Source organism: Methylorubrum populi, assembly GCA_036946625.1.
Taxonomy (GTDB): Bacteria; Pseudomonadota; Alphaproteobacteria; order Rhizobiales; family Beijerinckiaceae; genus Methylobacterium; species Methylobacterium populi_C.
Genome location: JAQIIU010000002.1, coordinates 332,319 through 355,042 on the forward strand (window position 1 = coordinate 332,319; position 22,724 = coordinate 355,042).

Here is a 22,724-nt window from a genome sequence, read left to right on the forward strand (position 1 = left end):
GATGACCGAGTGCTGGCGAGGATCACCGAATGGCATCTATCGCCAGCCATCTTCCGCGCTTCGAGAGCTTATCTCCAACGCCTACGATGCAGACGCCACCGAGGTGTACATTGACACCGATGCTCCGCGGTACAACCGCATTGAGGTTCGGGATAATGGGCGTAGGATGGACGAAGAGGCCCTCTCTCGCCTGATTCATCATATCGGCGGAAGTTCCAAGCGAACAAGCTTTGGGAAGAACGTTGGCACTACGTCACAGGATGATGCTACCCTGTCTCCCGGAGGCCGGCGGCTGATCGGCAAGATTGGCATTGGACTATTCTCCGTCAGCCAACTGACTTCGCATTTTCAAATTATCACGAAAATTGAGGGTCGTGATTATCGTCTTGTCGCCGATGTGATATTGAGAACATATGTAGAGGATGACGCGAGCGAAGCCGAGACTTTTGAAACAGGAAAGGTCAGGGTTCTCGCGGTAGCGGCGGACGATGTTCAGTCTCATGGCACTCAGATAATTCTTCGTCAGCTTCATCCACGCGCGCGGAATATTCTGCGCAGCAAGGAGCGCTGGGATCGCTACTATGAGCAGCAGGCGCTGGATGAAAGCGAGCGTGACCCAGCGGTTTCGCGTCCAGCTTACCACATTGGTGTTCTGGAGAAGGAGCCCGATCCCGCAGATGGCGCCCTAGTATTCAAGGAGCAGCCCGCCCTTCCGTGGAAGGATGGGGACGCGCCCTTAGCCAAGTTTGAGAAGCTGCGTGATGCGCTTTCGGAGCAGGTCGGAACGGCGACGGAGCGGCCGGAGCTGGCTATAACGCTTGATACTTACCTGACCATGCTCTGGGCACTGAGTCTGGCTGCGCCGCTTGAGTATCTCGGGAAGCACCCATTCGATCTGACGCAGGATGATGATCCTGCTCCCTATCTCCTGACGAATGCTCGCGGTCGCGCAGCAAAAATAGAGCTAAAGCACGGAGAGCGCATCCGTGATGCAACCGGGTTAACGGCGAGGGCAGAGGCGGCAGCGGGCGGTTTCAAGGTTTTTGTTGATGGCGTTGAGCTTCGTCGCCCTGTCACGTTCGGCTGGTGGCCGTCAGAGCGGCAGGCAATCAAGAATCCGCTGATCTTCGTTGGGCGTTATGCGCCCGACCTTTCGAAGATACCCGCATCAGTCCGCGGTGGCGAGCTCGAATTCGAGGCTTATTTATTCTGGAACTCGAAGGTGGTTCCGAAAGAGAATAACGGCGTCCTCGTTCGGATTAATGGGGCGAGTGGAGCCTTGTTCGACGACACATTCATGAAATATCAAGTGTCAGAACAAACACGGCTTCGTCAGACCACAGCCGAGATTTTTGTAACGAAGGGTCTTGATGCTGCTCTAAACATAGATCGTGAGTCGTTTAACTTCGCTCATCCACACTATGTCTTGCTAAGTAACTGGCTTCACCGCGCTCTCCGGCAGCTCGCAAACACGCAAAAGGCACTGGCAGAAGCCATCCGGGTTGAACAATCCCAAGAGCGCAAGGCGGAGGATACGGATCGACTGAACCGCTTCGTAGAGCAGTCGTGGCATTCGGCGAGGAAAGATAGCACTGAACGCCCGCCTTCGGTTGAAGTGGTAACCAGTCTGGAAGCAGCGGCAATTCGGCGTCAGCAAGGCATTATCGCCTTGGACCGTACAAAGCTGCCCGCAGCAAATCCGGCTGGAAAGAACGCGGCTAAAGAAACCGTGGAACGCGAACAGAAACTTAGGGCTGTGGCAACCATTCTGGATGGCTTTGGTGTGTTGGGTGATATGCCATACGATGAACAGCATCGGCTGCTTGATGCCATCTTGACCGTATTCTTCAATGACGCTCAGCCATGACCGAAGAGGTGGAGGGCGGCAACGACGCCGATAATGATCTGGAGGAAATCAACCAGTCCGAGGCGGTGCACGCCTTGGAGCCAGCGAAGAAGTTCGCTGCATGGCATCATCCACGCAAGCAATTTGTTCGCATTCAGCAATGGTGCGCAGAAGTTCGAAAGCTTATTCCGCAACTAGGCCTTCGTCAGGGGGAGTCATTTAGGTATCTGACGCTTCCTGGAAATGAACTTTTTGATGTACGTGCATTACATGGTGTTTGTGCAGCGCTTGACGTCAAACTCCGCTATCTCGGCTTCAACAGCGTCGGAGTGAACACGCCGGACCAGCTCGAACTTGCCCTGTCGCAGAGTGAGGTAAGGGCGCTGTCCTCGATAGATGAGTTCTCTGCTGTGATCGAGGACCGGTTGGAAACGGTTGCTAACGATCGCAGTCCCGGGTTGCTTCGTGCGAAGCAGGACGGGCCGTTTCACGCAATCAATTTGGATCTTTGTGAGTCGATTGCGTTCCGCGAGATCGGGCACTCGAAAGGAAGCCCCCTTAAAGCAACGGGCAAGCTGCTGGAGCTTCAGTTAAAATCAGCAAATCCGTGGCTGCTGTTCATCACTACCAAGGCTCAACCAGCACTTGTGGGCGACTTCGCACGTGAGGGATTCATGCGCGCGGTTAACTCAAATGTCGAAGCAAGTGGTGAGTTTCGGAGCAAGCTAGCCGAGTTGATCTCCAGCGATTTGGATAATCTTGATGCCGAGCTTGCGGCAGCATGGGCCACTCAAGACGCAGATTTCTTGAGGCTGTTCTGCACGGGGTTGGGGAAATGGCTGCTTGGTATTCTTGCCAATGCCGCTCCGCCTCGTGCTCTCAGTCTATTAAGCGCCTGCTATTATCAGTCAGGTCCTGATGGCCCTGATATGCTGTCGCTGGCTTTTCTTTGTGGCGGCGCTGCTCAGCCGGTGATCGATCCAACTGTCATTCTCCCGGCCGCCGCCTTGCCTGCCGCGCCATCCGAAGTGGAGTCAGCACTTCAACTTGCTGCGCAGATCGGCGTGATGTTCGATCTCGATGCGAAGCTTTTGGCTGACGAGCAGCTTCGTGAAAAGCTCATCAACCAAGCTGGCCGGTTGATGTCGACAGCGCGTTATTCAGAGGAAGCTTACGGCGAGTGGGCGCGTGCAAGCTTCGCCTGAGCTAGGAGAGCCATCAAATCAACCGAGGTCCGTAGCCATACTACGCAACTCGTTTATCGGAGGCGCACGTCGCACCATGCGGCGGGCAACTGATTTAATTGGGTTTGTGCTGTTTGCCTTGGCCATCCTTCTTACGGGAGTGGCCGGCTGGGCTGCGGTCGAAAGTGTAGTGAGATCTGGTTGGAGTTCTGATGCTGCGGCTTGGACTCAAGCGGCGGGATCAATCGCTGCCATTGCTGGTGCCGCTTGGCTGGCCCAGAGCGAAGCGCGCCGGTCGCGAAAACTTCGGCGTGCTCATCACGAGGAAGCAGCATGGTACGTTCGATTTGCCGTACAACAGGCTCAATTTGAAAGTCATATAATAGCGGCCGAACTTGTAAACCGAAATACGCCCGTGACCAAGGCAGACATTCGCGATTGGCGTCAGCGTGCGATGACTTCGGCCCTTAGTTTGGAAGCGCTCGGTTCTAAAATCGAGCATATCCATCCCGCAGTCACACAGGTGATTTCCAACGCGAAGATCCTGATAGATGACTTGGTGACCGATTTGAAATCCGCTGCCGTCGCCTTAGACAGCGGAGACCAGCCGGACGATGATTTGAAGGGGCATCTGGTTGGGCCCCACCGTGCTCTCTTGGATTTACTTGAGCTGTACGATGCTCGAATGCGTGGTGTTCGAGCCGTGCTTGATGACGAAAACGACGCTCTACCCATTCGCTCCTGGACAGGTTGGAATACTGAGAATCCTGTCGGAAGGTAAACGGCTGACCCGAAGCGCGTCAGACGCGATACAATCGTGTTTGGACGGAAAACCGGTCAATTCACCTGGTTTCCAGTGCTTAGGGCTCTGCCCTCGGCGCCCTTCGGATCATCTTCCGCCCAGCTTCCTTCGCCTTCGGCTTCGTGCAGCAGGGTCCCCGCGAAGACGCCCCTCCGGTTGCACACCCGGTCTCGCCGACGGGCAGGAGGTCAGACGCGGCGCTGCGCTGACCTCCAGACCGAAGGACAAGGCTATGACCGCCACCGCCCAGGCTCCCCGCAACACGATCTTCAACGGCGATTGCATTGACGTGATGCAGGCGTTCGACACCGGCAGCATCGACTTCATCCTGACCGATCCGCCCTACGTCACCAACTATCGCGACCGGCAGGGCCGCAGCGTCGCCAACGACGACAACGGGCGCTGGCTCAAGCCCGCCTTCGCCGAGATGCACCGGGTGTTGAAGGACGGCGGGTTCGCGGTCAGCTTCTACGGCTGGAACAAGGTGGACCTGTTCATGGAGGCGTGGCGCGCGGCGGGCTTCCGCATCGTCGGGCATCTGGTGTTCCGCAAGCGGTATGCGTCGTCGTCGCGGTTCCTGCGCTACGAGCACGAGCAGGCGTATCTTCTCGCCAAGGGCAATCCCCGGATGCCGGCACGTGTCATCCCCGACGTGATCGACTTCCCCTACAGCGGCAACAAGCTCCACCCGACGCAGAAGCCGGTCGAAGCGTTGCGCCCCTTGATCGAGGCGTTCACCCGACCGGGCGAACTGGTGCTGGACCCGTTCAGCGGATCGGGATCGACGCTGGCGGCGGCGCAGGCGCTGGGCCGCGACTGGGTCGGGATCGAACTGGACAATGGTCACTATCACACCGCGTCCCGCCGGCTGGCGGAGGCGAACCGCAGGGCAGCCGCATAGGCTGCCTCACATCGTCATCAGTGCCGCCGGCTCAAGCCGGCGGCGGCCATGCCTCCCAGAGGTCGGCATGGCCGCATGTGGCGCGCTCGCCGGGCTGCGCCCGGCTCGCCAAGACTTGATTAAATACATCCGATATGGAAGAAGTTGTTTACCAATATCGATCGCGCAACGCGATCTACATTTCTGCAAAGACCATCTGCAAATCTCGACCCAAGTAAATGACGCTTCCTCTTTCCAGCGATGCTGCGCTGGCAGGAAAGAGGGGACGCCATGCCGAATACCGATTGGCGCACGCCGGCCACCTACGCCCATGCTCGGAACATCTCGACAGCCGGCTTCGCGTGGGAGTTTCTCCGCCGCGATCCCAACTATCGTCGCGACTGTCGGCGCGTGAAGGCGTCGCCGCGCGGGGCGGTCGAGGCGCAGGCGGCGTTCACCGACCGATGGGGGTTGCGATTTCCCGGCGGACCCGGACCGGTCCGCCGACGAGGCATCACCGTTCTGGTCGCCCGCGCTGCTGCCTGACGCCTTCGAGCTGCGGCACACCGGCACGCCAACGGACGACCCCGCGCTGCCAATCCGCCTGTCCGAGTTACCCGGCCTCGACTTACGCGTATCCGCAGACGGAACGTGGCATGGCGTCTGGCGCACGATTGGCGCCGGCCACCGCTTTCAGCTCGCCATTCCGCCACCAGACGAGGCCGCCACCTACATCGTCGTCCTGCCGCTGGACCGGCTGCTCGAACTGCGCGCCGACGCCGTGATCCGCTTCTGGCTCGCCCTGCAAGGCCGCCCGCCCGGCGACCGGCACCACGACCTGCCGGCGCAGACCCGCGCCCGCCTGATCCTCGTCCTGCGCGCGCTGGACGGCCGGCTGACCGGCGCCAGCTACCGCGACATCGCGAGGGTGCTGCTCGGCTTTCGCGGCGGTAAGGCCGATTGGGACAGCGATCCGCGCAAGAACCAGGCGCGCCGCCTCGTCGCCGATGGCCTGCGCCTCATGCGCGGCGGCTATCGCGACCTGCTCGTCTATCCCGTGCGGCTGCCCCACCGCCGCTGACCGGACCCACGCCAGGGTGCCGGAATCGCACCCCGCCGATTCCGGCACGCTGCACGCCGCCGGTTCTCCGCCACGGTTCGCCATAGCCCGCTGCCGCCCACCGGCAGCCCGCCATGCACCGCCGGAGACCCGACCATGCTCGATCCCAAGACGGGGTTGCCGCCCCGCTACCTGCGCGCGCCAGATGCCGCGCGCTTCCTCGGCATCTCAATCCGCACGCTGGAGAAGCACCGGACCTACGGCACCGGCCCGACCTATCGCAAGGTCGGCGGGCGCGTCCTCTACTCGGTCGAAGACCTTCAGGCGTGGACCGCGATCGGTGCGCGCAAGTCCGCCTCCGAGCAGACCGCCACCCGCGTCTTTCCCGCCCGTCCGCTGACCGCGGCCGAGAAGGCTTCGCTCTGAATGCCGGGCGATGAGACCAGGAGCGAGCGCCGGCAGCTCGACCCGTTCGTCGTCGCGGTCGGCGATGCCGCCCCACGCGACCAGCGCGACCTGATGGAGCGGCCGTTCTTCTCGCTCGCCAAGGCGAAGCGCACCACGCCGATCCTCTACCAAGCCGGCGGGCAGCGCGTCGAAGTCCACGCCATGCCCGAGCACGGCATGGCGACGATCTGGGACGCCGACGTGCTGATCTGGGCAGCGAGCCAGATCGTCGACGCCGCCAATCACAGCCTGCGCACCTCGCGCTTCCTGCGCTTCACGCCCTACCAGATGCTGATGGCGATCGACCGCGCGACCGGCGCGCGCGAGTACCGGCTGCTGAAGGGCGCGCTCGCCCGCCTGCAATCGACCGTGATCCGCACCACGATCCGCCACGGCGAGCATTGGCGGCGGCACCAGTTCTCCTGGATCAACGAATGGGAGGAGCTGACCACCCGCGACGGCCGCGTCGAGGGCATGGAGTTCGTCCTGCCCGACTGGTTCTACCGCGGCGTCGTCGACCGCTCGCTCGTGCTGACGATCGACCCTGCATACTTCCGGCTGACCGGCGGCATCGAACGCTGGCTCTACCGCGTCGCGCGCAAGCACGCCGGCCACCAGCCGCACGGCTGGACGTTCGAGGTCGCGCACCTGCACGCCAAGTCCGGCAGCCTCGCGCGCGTCTCCGACTTCGCGCTCGACTTGCGCCGCATCGTCGGGCGGCAGCCGCTGCCCGGCTACCAGCTCGACATGGGGCGCGACGGGCGGCGCGAGTTGCTCCGCATCCGGCCCGTTTCGCCGTCCACAGTGCCTGTTGATGGACCTGTGGAAACGCTCGTGACTTCGGGCGCAGACGGTATCGGGATTTCGGGCGCAGCCCTATCGGGACTTCGGGCGCACGAACCGCAGCTAAGCCTCTGGCCGCGAACGCCGAATCCGGTCCGTAACTTAGGTCGCGGTGAGGAATGTAAGGGAGTCAGTCTGGGGCAAGTTTGGAATGGGAGGGTTGGCCGATTGAGGAGATCGGCGATGTCAGTTGAGGTAGACGCGCTTCGGGACGATCAGTGGGAGCGCGTGAAGGGCTTCGTGCCCGGCGGGACGAAAGGGAAGCGTGGTCCCCGCACGGACAACCGGCGGTTCCTCGATGCGCTGCTGTGGATGGCCCGCTCAGGCGGGCGCTGGAAGGACTTGCCGAAGCGTTTGGGCGACTACCCGACGGTGAAGCGGCGCTACTACGATTGGATCGCGCGCGGCGTTCTGGATCAGATGCTGGCGGACTTGGCGCGCGAAGCCGATCTGGAATGGCTGATGATCGACTCGACCATCGTGCGCGCGCATCAGCACGCGGCTGGCGCGCGCAGGGAACTGGCGCGCGCAGGGAAAAAGGGGGCCGGATGCCCAGGGCCTGGGTCGGTCGCGCGGCGGGCTGAGTACCAAGATCCATGCGGCCGGCGATGCACTGGGCAACCCGGTGCGCCTGCTTGCCAGTCCGGGCCAGCGCAACGACATCACGCTCGCTCACGATCTGATCGCGGGCTTCGAACCTGACGCTGTTCTGGGCGACAAGGGCTACGATGCCGATCCCCTGGCGGAGGCGATCGAGGCGAGCGGAGCCGAGGCGGTCATCCCGCCCAAGCGCAACCGCAAGAGCCCGCGCGCCTACGACCGCGACCTGTACAAGGAGCGCAACAAGATCGAGCGCTTCTTCAACAAGCTCAAGCAGTTCCGCCGCGTCGCCACCCGTTACGACAAGCTGCTCGTCAACTTCATGGGCTTCGTCAAACTCGCCGCCATCGCCATCTGGCTCAGATAGTTAATTCCTCACCACACTCTAGAGTCTAACAGAGAATCTAACTCTATTGCTGTCGCGCGCACGCGAGGCGGGCACGGTGCCGGTGCCACCCGCCGGGGTGCGCCATGATCGTCGCGCAGCACTTCGGCAGCATCTCGGGCGGCAAGGACAGCCAGGCGGTCTTGTGCCTGATGGTCGAGCGGATCGAGCGCAAGGGGCTGGCGGCGTTCGGCAACCGCGCACCTCGCTTCCTCGCCGCCGACAACGGCCACGAGAACCCGATCACGCTCGACCACATCGGCTATCTCGACGACTGGCTGCGCCAGCGCCTCGGCCTGCACATCGAGATCGTCTCGGCCAACGACGTGCCCGGCCTCACCGACGAGACCGCCTTCGGCCGCAAGCGCGCGATGCTGCGCGACGAATGGTCGAAGGAGAAGCGGCGGACCCGCCACCGCGGCGCGTGCAACCTTCGGCGGGCGACGTGGCAGTCCGGCGAGATCGGCAGGGCGGAGTGGCTCGCCGGATGCGACTGCCCGGTGCTGGTCTCGCCGCCGGTGCCCGATCCGCTGATCGAGCAGGCGCTGGCGCTGCTGCATCCGACCGGCATCCCGTTCCTCGACATGGCGATGCTGCACGGGCGCTTCCCCTGCACCAAGACGCGCTTCTGCACCGACGAGACCAAGCTCATCCCGATGATGCACCGCAAGCGCCCGCTGCTCGACGCGGGCGTGCCGGTGATCGACTGGATCGGCGAGCGTGCCGACGAAAGCCCGGCGCGGGCGAAGAAGCCGCCCGTCCAGTCGTCTCGCCATCCCTCCGGCGTCCGGCAGGTGCTCTACCGGCCGATCTTCCGCTGGTCGGCCGCTGACGCCTTCGCCATCTCCGCGCGCCACGGCCTCCGGCATAACCCGCTCTACACGATGGGGATGAGCCGGGTCGGCTGCTCGACCTGCATCATGGTCAGGAAGCGCGAGCTGTGCGCTTGGGCGATGCGCTTCCCCGCTGAGGTGGACCGGGTGCGCGAGTGGGAGCGGCTGGTCAGCCTCGTCTCGCGCCGCACCGCGGTCGCGGGCACACCGGCCTCGCTGCTGCCCGCACCGACCGTCCCCGGCGACCGCGACGATCATGGCCGGGCGACGATCGACCGCGCGATCGAATGGTCGCGGACCGGACGGGGCGGACGCAACTACGACCTGTTCGTCGATCTGGATCGGTGTGAAGCCGACGAGCACGGCCTGCTCTGCGACAGCGAATACGGGCTGTGCGAGTGATGCGCGCGCTGGACCTGTTCAGCGCGGCGGCCGGCGGCTGGACGCTCGGCCTGCACCGCGCCGGCTTCGTCACGGTGGCGGCCTGCGAGATCGTCGAATGGCGCCGCATCCTCTACGCGGAGAACAATCCCGATGTCCGCCTCTACGAGGACGTGCGCTTCCTCACGGCAGCTCGACTTGTTTCCGACCTCGGATACCTGCCCGACATCGTCGTCGGCAGCCCGCCCTGCCAGGACATCTCGGTCGCCAACACGCGCGGGCGCGGGATCGACGGCGAGCGGTCGCGGCTCTACCTCGAAGCCGTCCGGCTGGTCGGAGACTGCCGTCCTCGCTGGTTCGCTTTTGAGAACAGCGCTCATCTCCGAACTCGCGGCGCGGACCGGCTGCTCGATGCGCTGGCGGCGCTCGGCTACGCCTGCGAACCATGCGTGGTGGGTGCTGGCGACCTCGGCGCCAACCACGAGCGCAAGCGATCCTGGCTCGTCGGCTTCGACCCCGACCAGCTCGCCGCCCGTGCTGCTGGCGACGCCGCGGCGTTCGGATGCGGACCGCGGTGGCCGGGGCGACGTGCTCAGCCAGATCATGGGCCATGCCAGCCGCCACGCCGGGATGCTGCCGACGCCGGTGAAGCCGAAAGGCGGTCGCCGGTTGAGCCGGCAGGAGATCGAAACCGGCAAGCGTTCGAACGGCGCGAAGGCGCAGATCGACACGCCGAACCTGCTCCGCCACGCGGCGGAGATGCTGCCGACGCCGACCAAGCGCGACCGGCGGATGGACGCATGGTCGCCGGCCTACGACCGTCGCAAGTCGCCGACGATGGACGCGGTGCTCGACGGCGCGATGACCGGCCGCGCGCCGGACCGATGGACCTACGCCCGGTCGATCGCGGCGTTGCTGAAGGACCACGGGCTGACTGGAGCCTCGCGGACCTTGCCCGTCACCTACGGCTGGATGATGGGCTATCCGCCGGGCTGGCTGACGCGCGCGTTAAGCTCGGCGATGGACGCCGGCCGGCTGCCGCCGGCCTGATCGTCGAGGCGTTCGGCGACGCCGTCCTGCCGCAGATTCCCGAAGCCATCGGCCGCGCCATCCTGCGCACCGAAGCTGCGCTCGCCGCCGTGCTGGCGCGCGACTTCCACCATCGAGGAGACAGACCATGACCGCCGCAGCGTTGCGCGCGGGCACGTTCGCCGTACCGTCCGACAGCCTGACCCATGTCGAACTGACGCACATCGAGAAGCGGGTCGAGAACTGGATCAGGTTCGGCCGGTACGTCGGCGAGCGGATCATCGACCGCCGCCGCCGCGTCCTGTCGTTCCGGCCGAGCAGCGTCTTCGCCTTCGTCCGCTGGGCGGCCAACGACTACGGTACGGTTGCCTCGCGCATTGACATCGTGCGCGCGGTCGATCCGGGCGAGCCGTATCAGACGCTGCCGTTCGTGCGCCCCGGCGGCGAGATACTGTTGCACGTCGAGGGCTGGCCGAAGGTCGAACGGGTACTCCACCATATCGACACGGTGGAGGCCGCCGGCGTCGATCCCTGTGACGCCGCGCCCGATCATTGGCGGCACGTCGGCAACCGGATCGCGACCGGCGAAGAGCCGCGCGCCTACACCGCCGAGCGCCACCGGGCTTGGCTCAAGCGCCGGGAGATCGAGCGATGAGCCGCCGCGCCTATGTCGCCACGGCGGTCGCCGCCAGTCTGTCGCTCGTCGTGATGGGTGCGATCGAGGTGACGCCGCGCCTGCTGTGGAACGCCTCCGCCAGCGTGCCGGTCGGGCTTTACGCGCTGCGTCCCACCGGGCGGCTGTCGACCGGCGATCTGGTCGCGGTGACGCCGCCCAAGCCGCTCGCCTGGTTCCTCGCCACGCGACATTATCTGCCGCTCGACACGCCGCTGATGAAGCGGGTGATGGGGCTTCCCGGCCAGCGCGTGTGCCGCGTCGGCGGCGCCATCACCGTCGATGCCGTGCCGCTCGGCGACGCGCTCGACCGCGACCGGCATGGCCGTCCGCTACCGGTCTGGCGGGGCTGCCGCCGCATCGCATCGGGCGAGGTCTTCCTGATGAACCCGGCGGTGCCGGACAGCCTGGACGGCCGCTACTTCGGCCCGCTGCCCGCCGCCACGGTCATCGGCACGGCGACGCCGCTCTACACCGACGAGGCCGGCGACGGCCGCTTCGTCTGGCGCGCGGCGGCGCGCTGACGGCCGTCCCTTCACCATCCCAGCAACGATCAGGAGGCTTTCCCATGCCGCAGATCGGCACCTTCACACGCACATCCACCGGCTTCGCAGGCCGCATCCGCACGCTGTCCTTCGACACCGAGTTCGCCATCGTGCCTGCCGACCAATCCGACACCGAGAACGCGCCCGACTACCGCATTCACCTCGGCGGCGCGGACGGCCCGGAGGTGGGCACCGGCTGGACCCGCACCGGCGAGCGTGCGGGCGAGTTCGTCGCGATCGTGCTCGACGATCCCGTTTTCCTCGCACCGATCCGCGCGCGACTGTTCCGCGACGCCGACGAAAATACCGCGTGGTCGCTGCACTGGACGCGGCTGCCGCGACGCGGCGAGCGGGACTGATCCGATGCGCGCAATCGTCCTCCGCACCGCAACTGCGCTGCTCACCGGCATCGCCGTGGGAGCGCCGACCCTCCCGGCTGGCGCGCAGACTTCACGGTCCGTCCGCGCAATACCGGTCGACCCCTATGCCGGGCACATCGCGGAGGCGTCGCGGCGCTTCGGCATCCCCGTGGCATGGATCAGGGCTGTGATGCGCGCAGAGAGCGCAGGCGATCCGCGAGCGGTATCGAACGCCGGGGCGATCGGTCTGATGCAGGTGATGCCGGCGACATGGGCGGACCTACGTGTCCGTCACCGCCTCGGTGCCGACCCCTACGATCCGCGCGACAACATCATCGCCGGCACCGCCTATCTCCGCGAGCTGCACGACCGTTACGGCAGCATCGTCGCCATGCTTGCCGCCTACAATGCCGGCCCCGGTCGCTACGAGGCGTCGCTCGCCGGCCGTCCTTTGCCGAGCGAAACGCGCGCCTACATCGCCGCCATCGCGCCAGACATCGACGGCGGTGACGACGCGGGCAGACCGATTGTCGTCGTGGCGGCCGATCCGTTCGCCTGGACGCGCGCGCCGCTGTTCGTTGCGCCATCGTCGCGCATATCCGCTGTCGATCCGGCGCCGGGTGAGAGCGACGATGCTCCCAGCGCAGCGTCGCAAAATGGGAGCCTGTTCGTCGCATCGGAAGCGCGGGTGCGGAGGCCATGACGGGCACGATCGGCAGTGTCGCGGGCGCCTCGGGGTCGGACAGTCGACAGGTGGGAATGGCAGCAGGAGAGGCAGGAAGGGGGAAGCAGGCGGAGGGGGCAAGATTAAACGAACCGGCACCCTAGGGGTCCGGTTCTGGGGCCAAGCCCTTGTCTGCACACTGTTCGGGGCGGCACCGCCCCCGGGCCGTCATGGTGCCGCGAGGCGCGGCAAACCCAGCATCTGTCCGGTTTCGCGTGGCACCATGCGGCGATACCGGCAGCTTCGGGCGGATCGGCGGCCATGAGCGGCGACGATGACGGCCGCTTCCGCCCGAGACCCGGCCGCGTTCGCTCGGACGCGCCGAAGATCGGTCAGGCGAAGAGCTTCCTCAGCCAAGTCCGCAAGGTTACGCGCCAGCAGCAGGTGGCTTCCAGCCGAGGTCGACCGGCGAAGGGCGGCAGTTCCCATCGTAGCCCGAACGGCAAGAGCCTCGTCGTTTCCGGCCGAGGCGTTCAGCGCGGACGTGGCGCCGCCTTCGTCCGCGCCCGCAACCTGTCGGACTGTTGGAGCCATCGCCAGTCCGGCAGCCGCCGCGTCGTCGTGAAGGTGCGCCACGTCCGGGGTGCCGGACGGAACGGCAAGGGCGCCGCGCATCTCCGCTACATTCAGCGCGACGGTACGTCCCGCGACGGCGAGCGCGGCCGGCTCTATTCGGCTGGCGAAGACCGCGCCGATGGCGACGCCTTCCTCGACCGCGGTAAGGACGATCGGCACCAGTTCCGCTTCATCGTCTCGCCGGAGGACGCCGCCGACCTCGCGGACCTGACCGGCTACACCCGCGAGCTGATGGCGCAGGTTGAGATCGATCTCGGCACGAAGCTCGACTGGGTTGCGGTCAACCACCACAACACCGGCCATCCGCACGTCCACGTCATCGTCAATGGCCGCGACGAGCACGGGCAGGATCTCGTTATCAACGGAGACTATCTGTCGGCCGGCATCCGCGAACGCGCGGGCGAGCTGGCGACGCTGGATCTCGGCCCCGTCACCGAGATCGAGCAGCGCCGCAAGCTGACCGCCGAGATCGACCAGGACCGGTTCACCCGTATCGACCGCGCGATGATCGCCGAGGCCAAGGACCGCGTCGTCGACCTGCGCCGCGAGCCGGACGAGCTGCGCGGCCATTCCGATCGCACCCTGCGCCTCCGCCGGCTTGGCAAGCTCGGCGATATGGGCCTCGCCACCGAGCAGGCGCCCGGCGTCTGGGAATTGAGCGAACGGCTGGAGCCGACGCTGCGTGATATGGGCGAGCGCGGCGACATCGTCCGCACCATGCAGAAGGCGCTGCGGGCCGGGGGCGCCGAGCGCGACCCGATGACGTTCGCGATCCACGACGCCGCGCCCGCGACGGCGATCGTCGGCCGCGTGCTCGACAAGCACCTCACCGACGAGCTGGGCGAGAACCTGACGCTGGTGATCGACGGGATCGACGGGCGAACGCACCATGTCTCCGGCATTGAGCCGGCCCGTGTCGAGGACGCCCGCATCGGCAGCATCGTCGAGATCGGGCCGGCAAAGAAGACGGTCCGTCCGGCAGATCGCACCATCGCCGGCATGGCCGAAGAGGGCATCTATCGGCCGAGCCGTCATCTGGAGCAGGCGCGGTTCGACGGCCGGGTGCCGGGCGGCGACTACGAAGCCTTCGTCGATGCGCACGTTCGCCGCCTGGAAGCGCTGCGCGGTGCTGGCACCGCCGAGCGGATCGACGCCGACCAATGGCGCATCCCCGGCGACTTCGAAGCCCGTGCCGCCGCGCACGACGCCGAAGGTAACGGCCGGGCCAACATCCGCATCCTCTCGACCTTCGACCTCGAACGGCAGATCGGCTCGGACGGCGCCACCTGGCTTGATCGTCGGCTGATCGGCACCGGCGCCTCGGACCTATCACCGGCTGGGTTCGGCGATCAGGTCCGCGAAGCGATGGTACGGCGGCGCGAGACTTTGATCGACCGGGGTGACGCTGCCCGGCAGCCGGACGGTCGCGTGACCTACCGGCGCAACCTGATCGCCTCGCTTCAGGAACGCGAGGTCGCCGGCGCGGGTGCGGCGCTGGCCGCCAAGAAAGCAATCCCGTTCCGCGCCGCAGCCGATGGCGAGACGGTCACCGGCACGTTCACCGGAACCGCTCAGCTATCGAGCGGCAAGTTCGCTGTCGTCGAGAAAAGCCACGAGTTCACGCTCGTCCCGTGGCGGCCGGTCATCGACCGCCAGCTCGGCCGCGAGATGTCCGGCATCGTGCAAGGCGGATCGGTGTCGTGGCAGATAGGGCGGCAGCGAGGTGTCGCCCTATGATTACGTCGCCGCTCGTAGGGCCGCGAAGCTGATCTGCTTGTTGCTCGACCTTCGGTGTTCGCTTGACGCCGCCGCGATAGCGCGGATCATCTCTCTGATCGCCGTATCTGTCACCATCGCTACAGACAGCCGGATCGATGGCGGCACGACGATTCCGCTTGTTGCTGAGAAGATGTATTCTCGCCGCAGGTTCCGAGGAAAGAGGGCATAACCTCGCGGTCCCGCCGCTTCTCAGGCTTCAACACGCCGGAACTGCTTGCGATAGAGGTTCGGCGGAATGCCGAACTTCGATGTGAAGTGTAGCCGGAGATTGGTGGCTGTTCCCATGCCCGCCCCATCTGCAATGTGTTCCATCGACAGGCTCGTCGTTTCAAGAAGATCGCGCGCCAGTGCCAGCCGCTGCGTGGTCAGCCATGCCAGCGGGCTTTCCCCTGTCTCTTCCCGGAAGCGTCGCGCCAGTGTGCGCTCGCTCATGGCGGCTGCGCTCGCCATCCGTTCGATCGTCCACGGTTCCGCCGGATCGCTCCGGAGCCGGTCGAGCAAAGTCCCCAGCGAACTGTCCGATCGCGCGAGGACCGGACGTTCGATGAACTGCGCCTGCCCGCCGCTGCGATGCGCGGCGACCACCAAGCGCCGCGCGACGCTGTTCGCTGCGTCCGGACCGAAATCGAGACGCACCAGATGAAGCAGCAGGTCGATCCCGGCTGCCGAGCCGGCCGACGTGAAGACGCGATCGTCTCCGGCGTACAACGTATCGGCATCCACGAGGACGGCGGGATAGGCCGTTTGCAGACGTTCGGCATAGCGCCAATGCGTTGTTGCCCGCCGACCATCCAAAATCCCCGTCGCCGCAAGCAGGAAGGCACCCGAACAGATCGAGACGAGGCGCGCGCCGCGCGCATGGGCGGCAAGCAGGGCGCCACGGACGGCATCGGACGGAGCCTCTCTCTCCGACCGCCAACCAGGGATGACGATCGTCCCGGCCTCGCCCAGCACCTCGAGACCCTTATCGACCTCGACCGCCAAACCCGCGTTCGTCGCCAGTCGGCCCGGACGCTCGGTACAGGCAGCGAACCTGTACCAGTCCGCCCCCATCTCCGGGCGCGAGAGACCAAACACCTCGGCTGTTATGCCGAATTCGAACGCGCAAAGCCCCTCATAGGCAAGGGCGACGACGAGGCGATTGGGTGTGGCGGAAACCTTTGGCACGATTCTTACGATAAACGGCAATCGAGCCGCTGGCGAGGGAGCACCGCGTAACGGCACAAAGCGTCATCAGTAGGAGACGCTTCATGGCCAACGCCGTTATCGACATACCCGCAGCCTCCGCCACGGAGGCCGAGGCTCGCTTCGCCGACAGCTTCCGTTTCGAGACGGACTGCTGGGACGTGCATGAGGCGCTGTCGCGTCCCGATCCCAATTTCGTGTTGCTCGACGTGCGCGGACCCGAGATGTTCGCTAAAGGCCATGTGCCCGGCGCGATCAATCTGCCGCATGGCAAGATTATCGCATCCAAGATGGCGGCGTGGCCAGCCGATACACTGTTCGTCACCTACTGCGCCGGTCCGCATTGCAACGGCGCGGCACGGGGAGCGCTTCGCCTCGCGAAGCTGGCGCGCCCTGTGAAGATCATGACAGGCGGCGTGACTGGCTGGATCGACGAGGGTTTCCCGCTGGAAAGCGGTCATCCGAGTGCCTGATCGGCTCACCAACGCCGACGACGGCAGCAACGACATCTGCATCCGTCCCGCCCGCGGGGTGGATGCAGAGGCCATGCTTCCGTTGATCCACAACCATGCCGCCTATGAGGGCGGACATGCCAGCGTTACCGAAGAGACCGTTCGATCCGCTTTGGATGGAGTGCCAGCCGTCTTGGCTGCTTGGGTGGCGACACAGGCCGGCGCGATGGTCGGGTATGCCTCCGCGACGGTGGATTTCTCGACATGGGCCGGTCGGTCCTTCCTCCATCTCGACTGCCTGTTCGTAGAGGGTCACTGCCGGGGCCTTGGTATTGGCGCGAAGCTGTTGGCTGCGGTGCGCGCGCACGCGGCCACGCATGATCTCGCGGAGATCCAATGGCAGACACCGGCTTGGAATGAAGACGCGATCCGTTTCTACAGTCGCGAAGGGGCATCTTTCATGCCGAAAGCCCGCTTTATCCTCCCGACGAGATAAACGCACGTCGGTATCGGCATGACATCGTTCTCGGGACCGCCCGACGAAGCTGCGACGCCGGAAAGATGAAGCATTCCCGCTTGGAACGGCGAGTTAGGTCGCCTGTGAACCAACAGACTGGAAGAGGCATCCGCTTATGAACATGCCAGATCATCTGACAAATAGGCGCCTGTGAGATGCGTCGGACACGCGGCGCCTCCAATAAACCGGGCATCGCGAGCGGGCGGATACCGATGGTCTCCCTCGTGCATGTTCTCGCCGTTGCGGAGTACCTGAATTTCCATCACGCGGCGAACGTCCTCGGCACCACCCAATCGAGCGTCAGCACCAGGATCAAGGCGCTCGAAGAAGTGCTCGGCATCTTGCTTTTCGAGCGGAGGCATCGCGGCGTCCGGCTTACCGAAGCTGGGCGACGGTTCGTCGCCGAGGTGTCGACCGGCATCGGCTATCTCGACCATGCGGTTCGCACAGCGGGAGCTGCCTCCTCCGGCTCAAGTGGCCGACTCGCCATCGGCCTTATCTCCTCCATAGCTGGCGGCTTCGTCGCCGATCTGCGCTGCCGGTTCCGCGAAGCCTATCCCGATGTTGAGCAGGTCGTGATTGAAGGCCCGTCCGCACGGACGGTCACGCTTGTGCGCGACGGAAAACTCGACGTGGCGCTTGTGCTCGATCCCGTCGAGGCACCCGACTGCCGCTCGCGGCCGTTGTGGGCCGAACCCTTCATGATCGCGTTGACCGAGCGGCACGCGCTCGCGAACGACGATACCGTCTCGTGGGCGGGCGTCGCACCGGAAACCTTCCTGATACGAGTCGGCGGCACAGGCTCACAGCTCTTCGAGCATGTGGTGCGCCGTCTGGCCGAGCGCGGACGATCTCCCCATGTCCGGCGCTGCGACGTGGGACGCGACACGCTGATGCACATGGTCGCGAATGGCGAAGGCATCACGCTCGTCAACGAGACCGTGCGGCAAATGCACTGTCCGGGCGTCACGTTCCGTTCGGTAGCCGACGAAACCGAACAGGCCCGGTTCAGCGCGATCTGGTCGCCACACAATCGCAATCCGCAACTCCGAAATCTTCTCGACCTCGCCGCAGAAATGCGAGCATCAGCGCAATCCGTTTGACGACTTAAGAAGCTCGCCCGGTTCAATGCTGAGTGCATCTGCGATCTGGCCGAGTACGGTGACGCTGGCCGACACGTCGGCGCGTTCGATCGCGCCGATGTAGCGGGCACTCAGGCCAGCGCGGTCGGCCAACTCCTCCTGCGTCATATCCCGATCATGACGCATCCGACGCAGGTTGATCGCCATGACCTCCTTGAGGTCCATAAGCGACGAGGAACCAGCGCAGGAACGATCGTTCTAGGAATGATCGTTCCGATTCGTTGGCTTGTGCTATACATAGTCATCTCCGAGCAGTGGTTGCGAGGTGGACTATGCGGGCGCGGCCCGAACTCGACCCGGATGTGGACGATCTGGCGCCGGCAGCGCCGGAGATCACGGACTATGACGAGACGCACTTCGTCACCTACATGCGCCTGCTCGACGCCGAGGCGGATCGGGCCGACTGGATGGAGGTGGCGCGGGTCGTCTTGCATCGCGATCCGGCCGCACCGCGAACCCGGACCTGTTGGGAGAGCCATCTCGCGCGGGCGCGGTGGATGACGCACACCGGCTACCGCCATCTGCTCGAACGTGCCGCCTCCGAAATCCGGTCCCGGCCGCACTGACCGTCCCTTTTCTTCGCCAAGGTATCCGGCAGCCCGATCGCCAGCGATTTCCGTTGTCCGCGCCGCAGACGTGCATTCTCTGATCGGCTCCCTTTCGACGGAGCCGGTATGCGCGGAGGCCAGATACTCTGGGGGCAGGTCACCCTCGTTCTCGCGATCGTGGTCGCCACCACCTGGGGGGCGACGCAATGGACCGCTTGGCGCCTCGGTTTCCAGCCCCAGCTCGGAACGCCGTGGTTCGAGGTGGCAGGCTGGCCGGTCTATCATCCGCCGCTCTTCTTCTGGTGGTGGTACTTCTACGACGCCTATGCGCCCGCGATCTTCGTCGAAGGCGCGCTCATCGCCGCATCCGGCGGCTTCGTCTCGATCGCGGTGGCGATCGGTATGTCGATGTGGCGAGCGCGAGAAGCGAAGAACGTCGCGACCTACGGCTCAGCTCGCTGGGCATCGCCCGACGAGGTGAAGGCCGCCGGACTGCTCGGCTCGGATGGCGTGCTGCTGGGGCGGCTCGACCGCGACTATCTCCGTCATGACGGCCCCGAGCATGTCCTGTGCTTCGCACCAACGCGATCGGGCAAGGGCGTCGGCCTCGTCGTGCCGACGCTGCTCACCTGGCCGGGCAGCGTCATCGTCCACGACATCAAGGGCGAGAACTGGACGCTGACCGCCGGCTTTCGCGCCCAGCATGGCCGCGTGCTACTGTTCGATCCGACCGATGCGGCGTCCTCGGCGTACAATCCGCTGCTGGAGGTGCGGCGCGGCGATATGGAGGTCCGCGATGTCCAGAACATCGCCGACATCCTCGTCGATCCCGAAGGCGCGCTCGACAAGCGCAATCATTGGGAAAAGACCAGCCATTCGCTGCTGGTCGGCGCGATCCTTCACGTCCTCTACGCCGAACCCGACAAAACGCTGGCCGGCGTCGCCAGCTTCCTGTCCGATCCGAAGCGCCCGGTGGAAGCGACGCTGCGCGCGATGATGTCGACGCCGCATCTCGGCGAGGCCGGCGTCCATCCCGTCATCGCCTCGTCGGCGCGCGAGTTGCTGAACAAATCCGACAACGAGCGATCGGGCGTGCTGTCGACCGCCATGTCGTTCCTCGGCCTGTACCGAGACCCCGTCGTGGCCAAGGTGACGGCGCGGTGCGACTGGCGCATCGCCGATCTGGTCTCGTGCAGGCGCCCGGTCAGCCTCTACCTCGTCGTGCCGCCCTCCGACATCGCCCGCACGAAGCCGCTGATCCGCCTGATCCTCAACCAAGTCGGGCGGCGGCTGACCGAGGAACTGAACGGATCGGCGAAGCGCCACCGCCTGCTGCTGATGCTCGACGAGTTTCCGGCGCTCGGCCGGCTCGACTTCTTCGAGAGCGCGCTCGCCTTCATGGCCGGCTACGGCATCAAGTCGTTCCTGATCGCGCAGAGCCTCAACCAGATCGAGAAGGCATACGGCGCGAACAACAGCGTGCTCGACAACTGCCACGTCCGCGTCGCCTTCGCGACCAACGACGAACGCACCGCCAAGCGCGTGTCGGACGCGCTCGGCACCGCGACCGAGATGCGCGACTCCACCAACTATGCCGGGCACCGGCTGTCGCCGTGGCTCGGCCATCTCATGGTGTCGCGGCAGGAGACGGCCCGGCCGCTGCTGACGCCCGGCGAGGTAATGCAGCTTCCGCCCGCCGACGAGCTGCTGCTGGTCGCGGGTGTGCCGCCGGTTCGGGCGAAGAAGGCGCGCTACTACGAGGATGCCCGCTTCCGCGAACGGCTGCTGCCCCCACCCAAGCCGGCCGAAGCGAGACGCCTGCCGACACCGCCCGTAGACGACTGGTCGACGCTGGCGATCCCCACGCCAGCAGCAGGACCGGTGCAGAGCAGCGCCGATGGTAGCGTCGACGATCCGGCAAATGCTGGCATCCGCCGCGAGCCGGAGCTGCCCGAGCAGGAGGACATCGCGCCGCCCGAGCGCCCCGCCGTCAACGAGTTCGACGTGCTCGACGACGACCCGGATGTGGACGCCGCCAAGGCGCGCAGTCTGCGCAGCCAGATCACGTCGGTCGCCCGGCAGGCGTCGATGGACCCGGCCGATGGCATTGAGCTTTGAGGAGGGACGGCCAATGCCGACCAAGACCCGCATGAACGTCTACTTCGACCCCGACCTCCTGAAAAAGGTCGAGGCGCTGGGGCTCCGTCGCAACGTATCGAAATCCGCCATCGTCGAAGCCGCCGTCGCGTCCTTCCTGTCGGCGGATGCGTCGGAGCGGCTGGAGGCGGTGTTCGCCCGCCGCATGGACCGGATCGGCAGGCAGATCGACGGGATGGACGAAGACCTCGCCATCGTCGGCGAGACGCTGTCGCTCTTCATCCGCTTCTGGATGACCGTCACGCCGCCGCTGCCCGACAGCGCGCAGGCGTCGGCGCGAGCGAAGGGCAGCGAACGGTTCGAGGGCTTCCTGCAAACGCTAGGGCGGAGATTGGCGAAAGGTGACCGGGTGCTGGTGGATTTGGCACACGATGTTCGCAATTCACAATATCTAGATCAGCACTCGAATGAAAAGGAATATGTTTAGCGCATCCCGGCCAGAGTTATCGCTCAATCGGTCATTGTTGTCAGATGATCGTGCCATTGTCACTGAATGGGTAAAGTTTTTCAGGATTTCGCATGATATAGACTGTCGATATGGAAGGATATTCATTTGTTTCGAACCAGATTCTCGCGAATACATTTGGGCCATCTAAAAGCGCTATGCCATACCCGGTCGCGAGCGCCTCAAAAATCCAGTTATAACGTCGCCACCAGCCACGCGCCCTCGCGAGATATTCGAGAACTTGGGCACGACCTTGCAATGGTTCGATGATCGCCGAAGCTTTCCCGCCACCATCAGCGACGAGTCTAACGTCCTCAGCCAGAACCTTGGAAAATTCTGCTGCATCGTCCGTAAGTATCGCGCTTTGAAACGCCAATAGTAGTTCGCGGTGTTTGTCGACATCCATTCTCTCATGATTCTCACCGCATGCGATTTTGCGCCCCGCGCGCGAGACAAGTTTGCGACTCGCGTCTACCGTTACGCTAAGGATTTCTGCAACTTCGACATGTGAGAGTCCGAAGACTTTGTTCAGAAGGAATGCGGCACGTTCCTTGGGCGTCGCCCGCTCTAGGATCATCAGAAATGCGGTTTCGAGCGCATACGAGAGTTCTTGCGGTTGATGAGCATACTCCCCTCCGAGCGGTTCGGGGAGCCATGACCCGATATAGTCCGTTCGAGATCTCGCGACGGAGCGGAGGATATCGATCGAACGGTGCGTGCAGGCAGTCATCATCCACGCTGCGGGATCACGGATGCCGGCTTGATCGGCACCAGCCCAGCGCAGGAAAACGTCTTGAACCACATCCTCAGCATCCGCGCGGATGCCGAGCATGCGATACGCCATCCCGAACAGGGTGGGCCGGACGCGTAGGAACGCCGCAACTCCGTCCTGATCGTCATGTGAAGTCATCGAATGCTTTTGCTCCAGCGCGGTTCGAGCACGGTAATCTCCGGTTCCTGAGCGAGAAGTGGTCGCGACTCTCCGATGTATGCCAGATATTCCGGCGATCTGACGAAGGCGTCGGCGTCTTCCCGCGATCGATAGATCTGAAATGCTGCAACCACATCGGGCTCGCCCCCGAAGCTGTAGGTATAGGCCAGATGTGCGGGGTTGCTCTCGATCGCTGGGGGCATATGGCGGCGCCAGACTGCTTCGAGGTCGTTACGACGCCCTGGAAGGGCCTTATGCTTGAGAAACAGCGCGTACATGGAAAATGCTCCGGTCAACGAGAACATGGCGTTCCCACTCGTGTGACGGATCAGCCAAGCCGCCTGTGACAGGCACACCTGAGTCGTCATGATTGCGATGGCATCCCGCCGATTACCGCCGTT

24 protein-coding genes and 2 pseudogenes are annotated in these 22,724 nt (G+C 64.7%); 22 read left to right on the top strand and 4 right to left on the bottom strand.

Annotated features, from left to right (window positions below; all coding sequences use genetic code 11):
- Position 1: 1 nt before the first annotated feature.
- The 16 genes and pseudogenes from PGN25_03235 (at position 2) to PGN25_03310 (ending at position 14,904) form a co-directional block, all read left to right on the top strand.
- Positions 2 to 1,867: an ATP-binding protein gene (locus PGN25_03235; protein MEH3116634.1), complete on the top strand. Its 1,866-nt coding sequence runs from the start codon at positions 2 to 4 to the stop codon at positions 1,865 to 1,867.
- Positions 1,864 to 3,051, top strand: a complete 1,188-nt coding sequence (locus tag PGN25_03240; GenBank protein MEH3116635.1) for a hypothetical protein — start codon at positions 1,864 to 1,866, stop codon at positions 3,049 to 3,051. The genes PGN25_03235 and PGN25_03240 overlap by 4 nt, the downstream gene beginning before the upstream one ends.
- 394 nt (positions 3,052 to 3,445) lie before the next feature.
- On the top strand, positions 3,446 to 3,811 hold the full coding sequence (locus tag PGN25_03245) for a hypothetical protein (GenBank protein ID MEH3116636.1): 366 nt from the start codon (positions 3,446 to 3,448) through the stop codon (positions 3,809 to 3,811).
- Positions 3,812 to 4,064: 253 nt separating this feature from the next.
- Complete coding sequence (locus PGN25_03250; GenBank protein ID MEH3116637.1) at positions 4,065 to 4,733, top strand: DNA methyltransferase; 669 nt, start codon at positions 4,065 to 4,067, stop codon at positions 4,731 to 4,733.
- A gap of 270 nt (positions 4,734 to 5,003) precedes the next feature.
- The gene (locus tag PGN25_03255; protein MEH3116638.1) at positions 5,004 to 5,258 is read left to right on the top strand and encodes a DUF6499 domain-containing protein; all 255 of its coding nucleotides are present in this window, start codon (positions 5,004 to 5,006) and stop codon (positions 5,256 to 5,258) included.
- A gap of 52 nt (positions 5,259 to 5,310) precedes the next feature.
- Positions 5,311 to 5,793, top strand: coding sequence for a DUF2285 domain-containing protein (locus PGN25_03260; protein ID MEH3116639.1), 483 nt, complete (start codon positions 5,311 to 5,313; stop codon positions 5,791 to 5,793).
- A 135-nt stretch (positions 5,794 to 5,928) separates the two neighbouring features.
- Positions 5,929 to 6,198 carry a helix-turn-helix domain-containing protein gene (locus PGN25_03265; GenBank protein ID MEH3116640.1) on the top strand — a complete coding sequence of 90 codons (270 nt, stop codon included), beginning with the start codon at positions 5,929 to 5,931 and terminating at the stop codon, positions 6,196 to 6,198.
- Positions 6,199 to 7,146: pseudogene (locus tag PGN25_03270) on the top strand (replication initiator protein A). It abuts the gene before it with no gap.
- 99 nt (positions 7,147 to 7,245) lie between these two features.
- A pseudogene (locus tag PGN25_03275) lies at positions 7,246 to 8,029 on the top strand (IS5 family transposase).
- 104 nt (positions 8,030 to 8,133) lie between these two features.
- Positions 8,134 to 9,282 carry a phosphoadenosine phosphosulfate reductase family protein gene (locus PGN25_03280; protein ID MEH3116641.1) on the top strand — a complete coding sequence of 383 codons (1,149 nt, stop codon included), beginning with the start codon at positions 8,134 to 8,136 and terminating at the stop codon, positions 9,280 to 9,282.
- Positions 9,282 to 10,442 (top strand): DNA cytosine methyltransferase, encoded by a 1,161-nt coding sequence (locus tag PGN25_03285; protein MEH3116642.1) that lies wholly within the window; start codon positions 9,282 to 9,284, stop codon positions 10,440 to 10,442. Before PGN25_03280 ends, PGN25_03285 begins: the two co-directional genes overlap by 1 nt.
- Positions 10,439 to 10,945: a DUF2840 domain-containing protein gene (locus tag PGN25_03290; protein ID MEH3116643.1), complete on the top strand. Its 507-nt coding sequence runs from the start codon at positions 10,439 to 10,441 to the stop codon at positions 10,943 to 10,945. The genes PGN25_03285 and PGN25_03290 overlap by 4 nt, the downstream gene beginning before the upstream one ends.
- Positions 10,942 to 11,487: a S26 family signal peptidase gene (locus tag PGN25_03295; GenBank protein ID MEH3116644.1), complete on the top strand. Its 546-nt coding sequence runs from the start codon at positions 10,942 to 10,944 to the stop codon at positions 11,485 to 11,487. Before PGN25_03290 ends, PGN25_03295 begins: the two co-directional genes overlap by 4 nt.
- Positions 11,488 to 11,531: 44 nt before the next feature.
- Positions 11,532 to 11,867 (top strand): DUF736 domain-containing protein, encoded by a 336-nt coding sequence (locus PGN25_03300; protein ID MEH3116645.1) that lies wholly within the window; start codon positions 11,532 to 11,534, stop codon positions 11,865 to 11,867.
- Positions 11,868 to 11,871: 4 nt separating this feature from the next.
- Entirely contained in the window at positions 11,872 to 12,570 is a 699-nt protein-coding gene (locus PGN25_03305; GenBank protein ID MEH3116646.1) for a lytic transglycosylase domain-containing protein, read from the top strand.
- 282 nt (positions 12,571 to 12,852) lie between these two features.
- Complete coding sequence (locus PGN25_03310; GenBank protein ID MEH3116647.1) at positions 12,853 to 14,904, top strand: DUF3363 domain-containing protein; 2,052 nt, start codon at positions 12,853 to 12,855, stop codon at positions 14,902 to 14,904.
- A gap of 231 nt (positions 14,905 to 15,135) precedes the next feature.
- Here PGN25_03310 and ftrA read toward each other — a convergent pair whose 3' ends face one another.
- Positions 15,136 to 16,113, bottom strand: a complete 978-nt coding sequence (gene ftrA, locus PGN25_03315) for a transcriptional regulator FtrA (GenBank protein MEH3116648.1) — start codon at positions 16,111 to 16,113, stop codon at positions 15,136 to 15,138.
- An 83-nt stretch (positions 16,114 to 16,196) separates the two neighbouring features.
- Between ftrA and PGN25_03320 the strand changes: the two genes are divergently transcribed.
- The 3 genes from PGN25_03320 to PGN25_03330 all read left to right on the top strand — a co-directional run bounded on the left by PGN25_03320 (position 16,197) and on the right by PGN25_03330 (position 18,203).
- Positions 16,197 to 16,604, top strand: a complete 408-nt coding sequence (locus PGN25_03320; GenBank protein ID MEH3116649.1) for a rhodanese-like domain-containing protein — start codon at positions 16,197 to 16,199, stop codon at positions 16,602 to 16,604.
- Complete coding sequence (locus tag PGN25_03325; protein MEH3116650.1) at positions 16,597 to 17,079, top strand: GNAT family N-acetyltransferase; 483 nt, start codon at positions 16,597 to 16,599, stop codon at positions 17,077 to 17,079. The genes PGN25_03320 and PGN25_03325 overlap by 8 nt, the downstream gene beginning before the upstream one ends.
- 233 nt (positions 17,080 to 17,312) lie before the next feature.
- Entirely contained in the window at positions 17,313 to 18,203 is an 891-nt protein-coding gene (locus PGN25_03330; GenBank protein ID MEH3116651.1) for a LysR substrate-binding domain-containing protein, read from the top strand.
- On the opposite strand, the gene PGN25_03335 is transcribed toward PGN25_03330, so the two are convergent.
- Positions 18,186 to 18,407, bottom strand: a complete 222-nt coding sequence (locus tag PGN25_03335; protein ID MEH3116652.1) for a helix-turn-helix transcriptional regulator — start codon at positions 18,405 to 18,407, stop codon at positions 18,186 to 18,188. The genes PGN25_03330 and PGN25_03335 overlap by 18 nt on opposite strands.
- Before the next feature lie 107 nt (positions 18,408 to 18,514).
- Between PGN25_03335 and PGN25_03340 the strand changes: the two genes are divergently transcribed.
- The 3 genes from PGN25_03340 to PGN25_03350 all read left to right on the top strand — a co-directional run bounded on the left by PGN25_03340 (position 18,515) and on the right by PGN25_03350 (position 21,374).
- Positions 18,515 to 18,808, top strand: a complete 294-nt coding sequence (locus PGN25_03340; protein MEH3116653.1) for a DUF2285 domain-containing protein — start codon at positions 18,515 to 18,517, stop codon at positions 18,806 to 18,808.
- A gap of 108 nt (positions 18,809 to 18,916) precedes the next feature.
- Positions 18,917 to 20,908: a conjugal transfer protein TraG gene (locus PGN25_03345; GenBank protein ID MEH3116654.1), complete on the top strand. Its 1,992-nt coding sequence runs from the start codon at positions 18,917 to 18,919 to the stop codon at positions 20,906 to 20,908.
- 13 nt (positions 20,909 to 20,921) lie between these two features.
- Positions 20,922 to 21,374 (top strand): ribbon-helix-helix domain-containing protein, encoded by a 453-nt coding sequence (locus tag PGN25_03350; GenBank protein ID MEH3116655.1) that lies wholly within the window; start codon positions 20,922 to 20,924, stop codon positions 21,372 to 21,374.
- A 40-nt stretch (positions 21,375 to 21,414) separates the two neighbouring features.
- Here the strand turns inward: PGN25_03350 and PGN25_03355 are convergent, their stop codons facing one another.
- A complete protein-coding gene (locus tag PGN25_03355; GenBank protein MEH3116656.1) occupies positions 21,415 to 22,302 on the bottom strand; it encodes a sigma factor in 888 nt (295 codons plus the stop codon).
- Positions 22,299 to 22,691 carry a hypothetical protein gene (locus PGN25_03360; protein MEH3116657.1) on the bottom strand — a complete coding sequence of 131 codons (393 nt, stop codon included), beginning with the start codon at positions 22,689 to 22,691 and terminating at the stop codon, positions 22,299 to 22,301. Before PGN25_03360 ends, PGN25_03355 begins: the two co-directional genes overlap by 4 nt.
- Positions 22,692 to 22,724 lie beyond the last annotated feature (33 nt).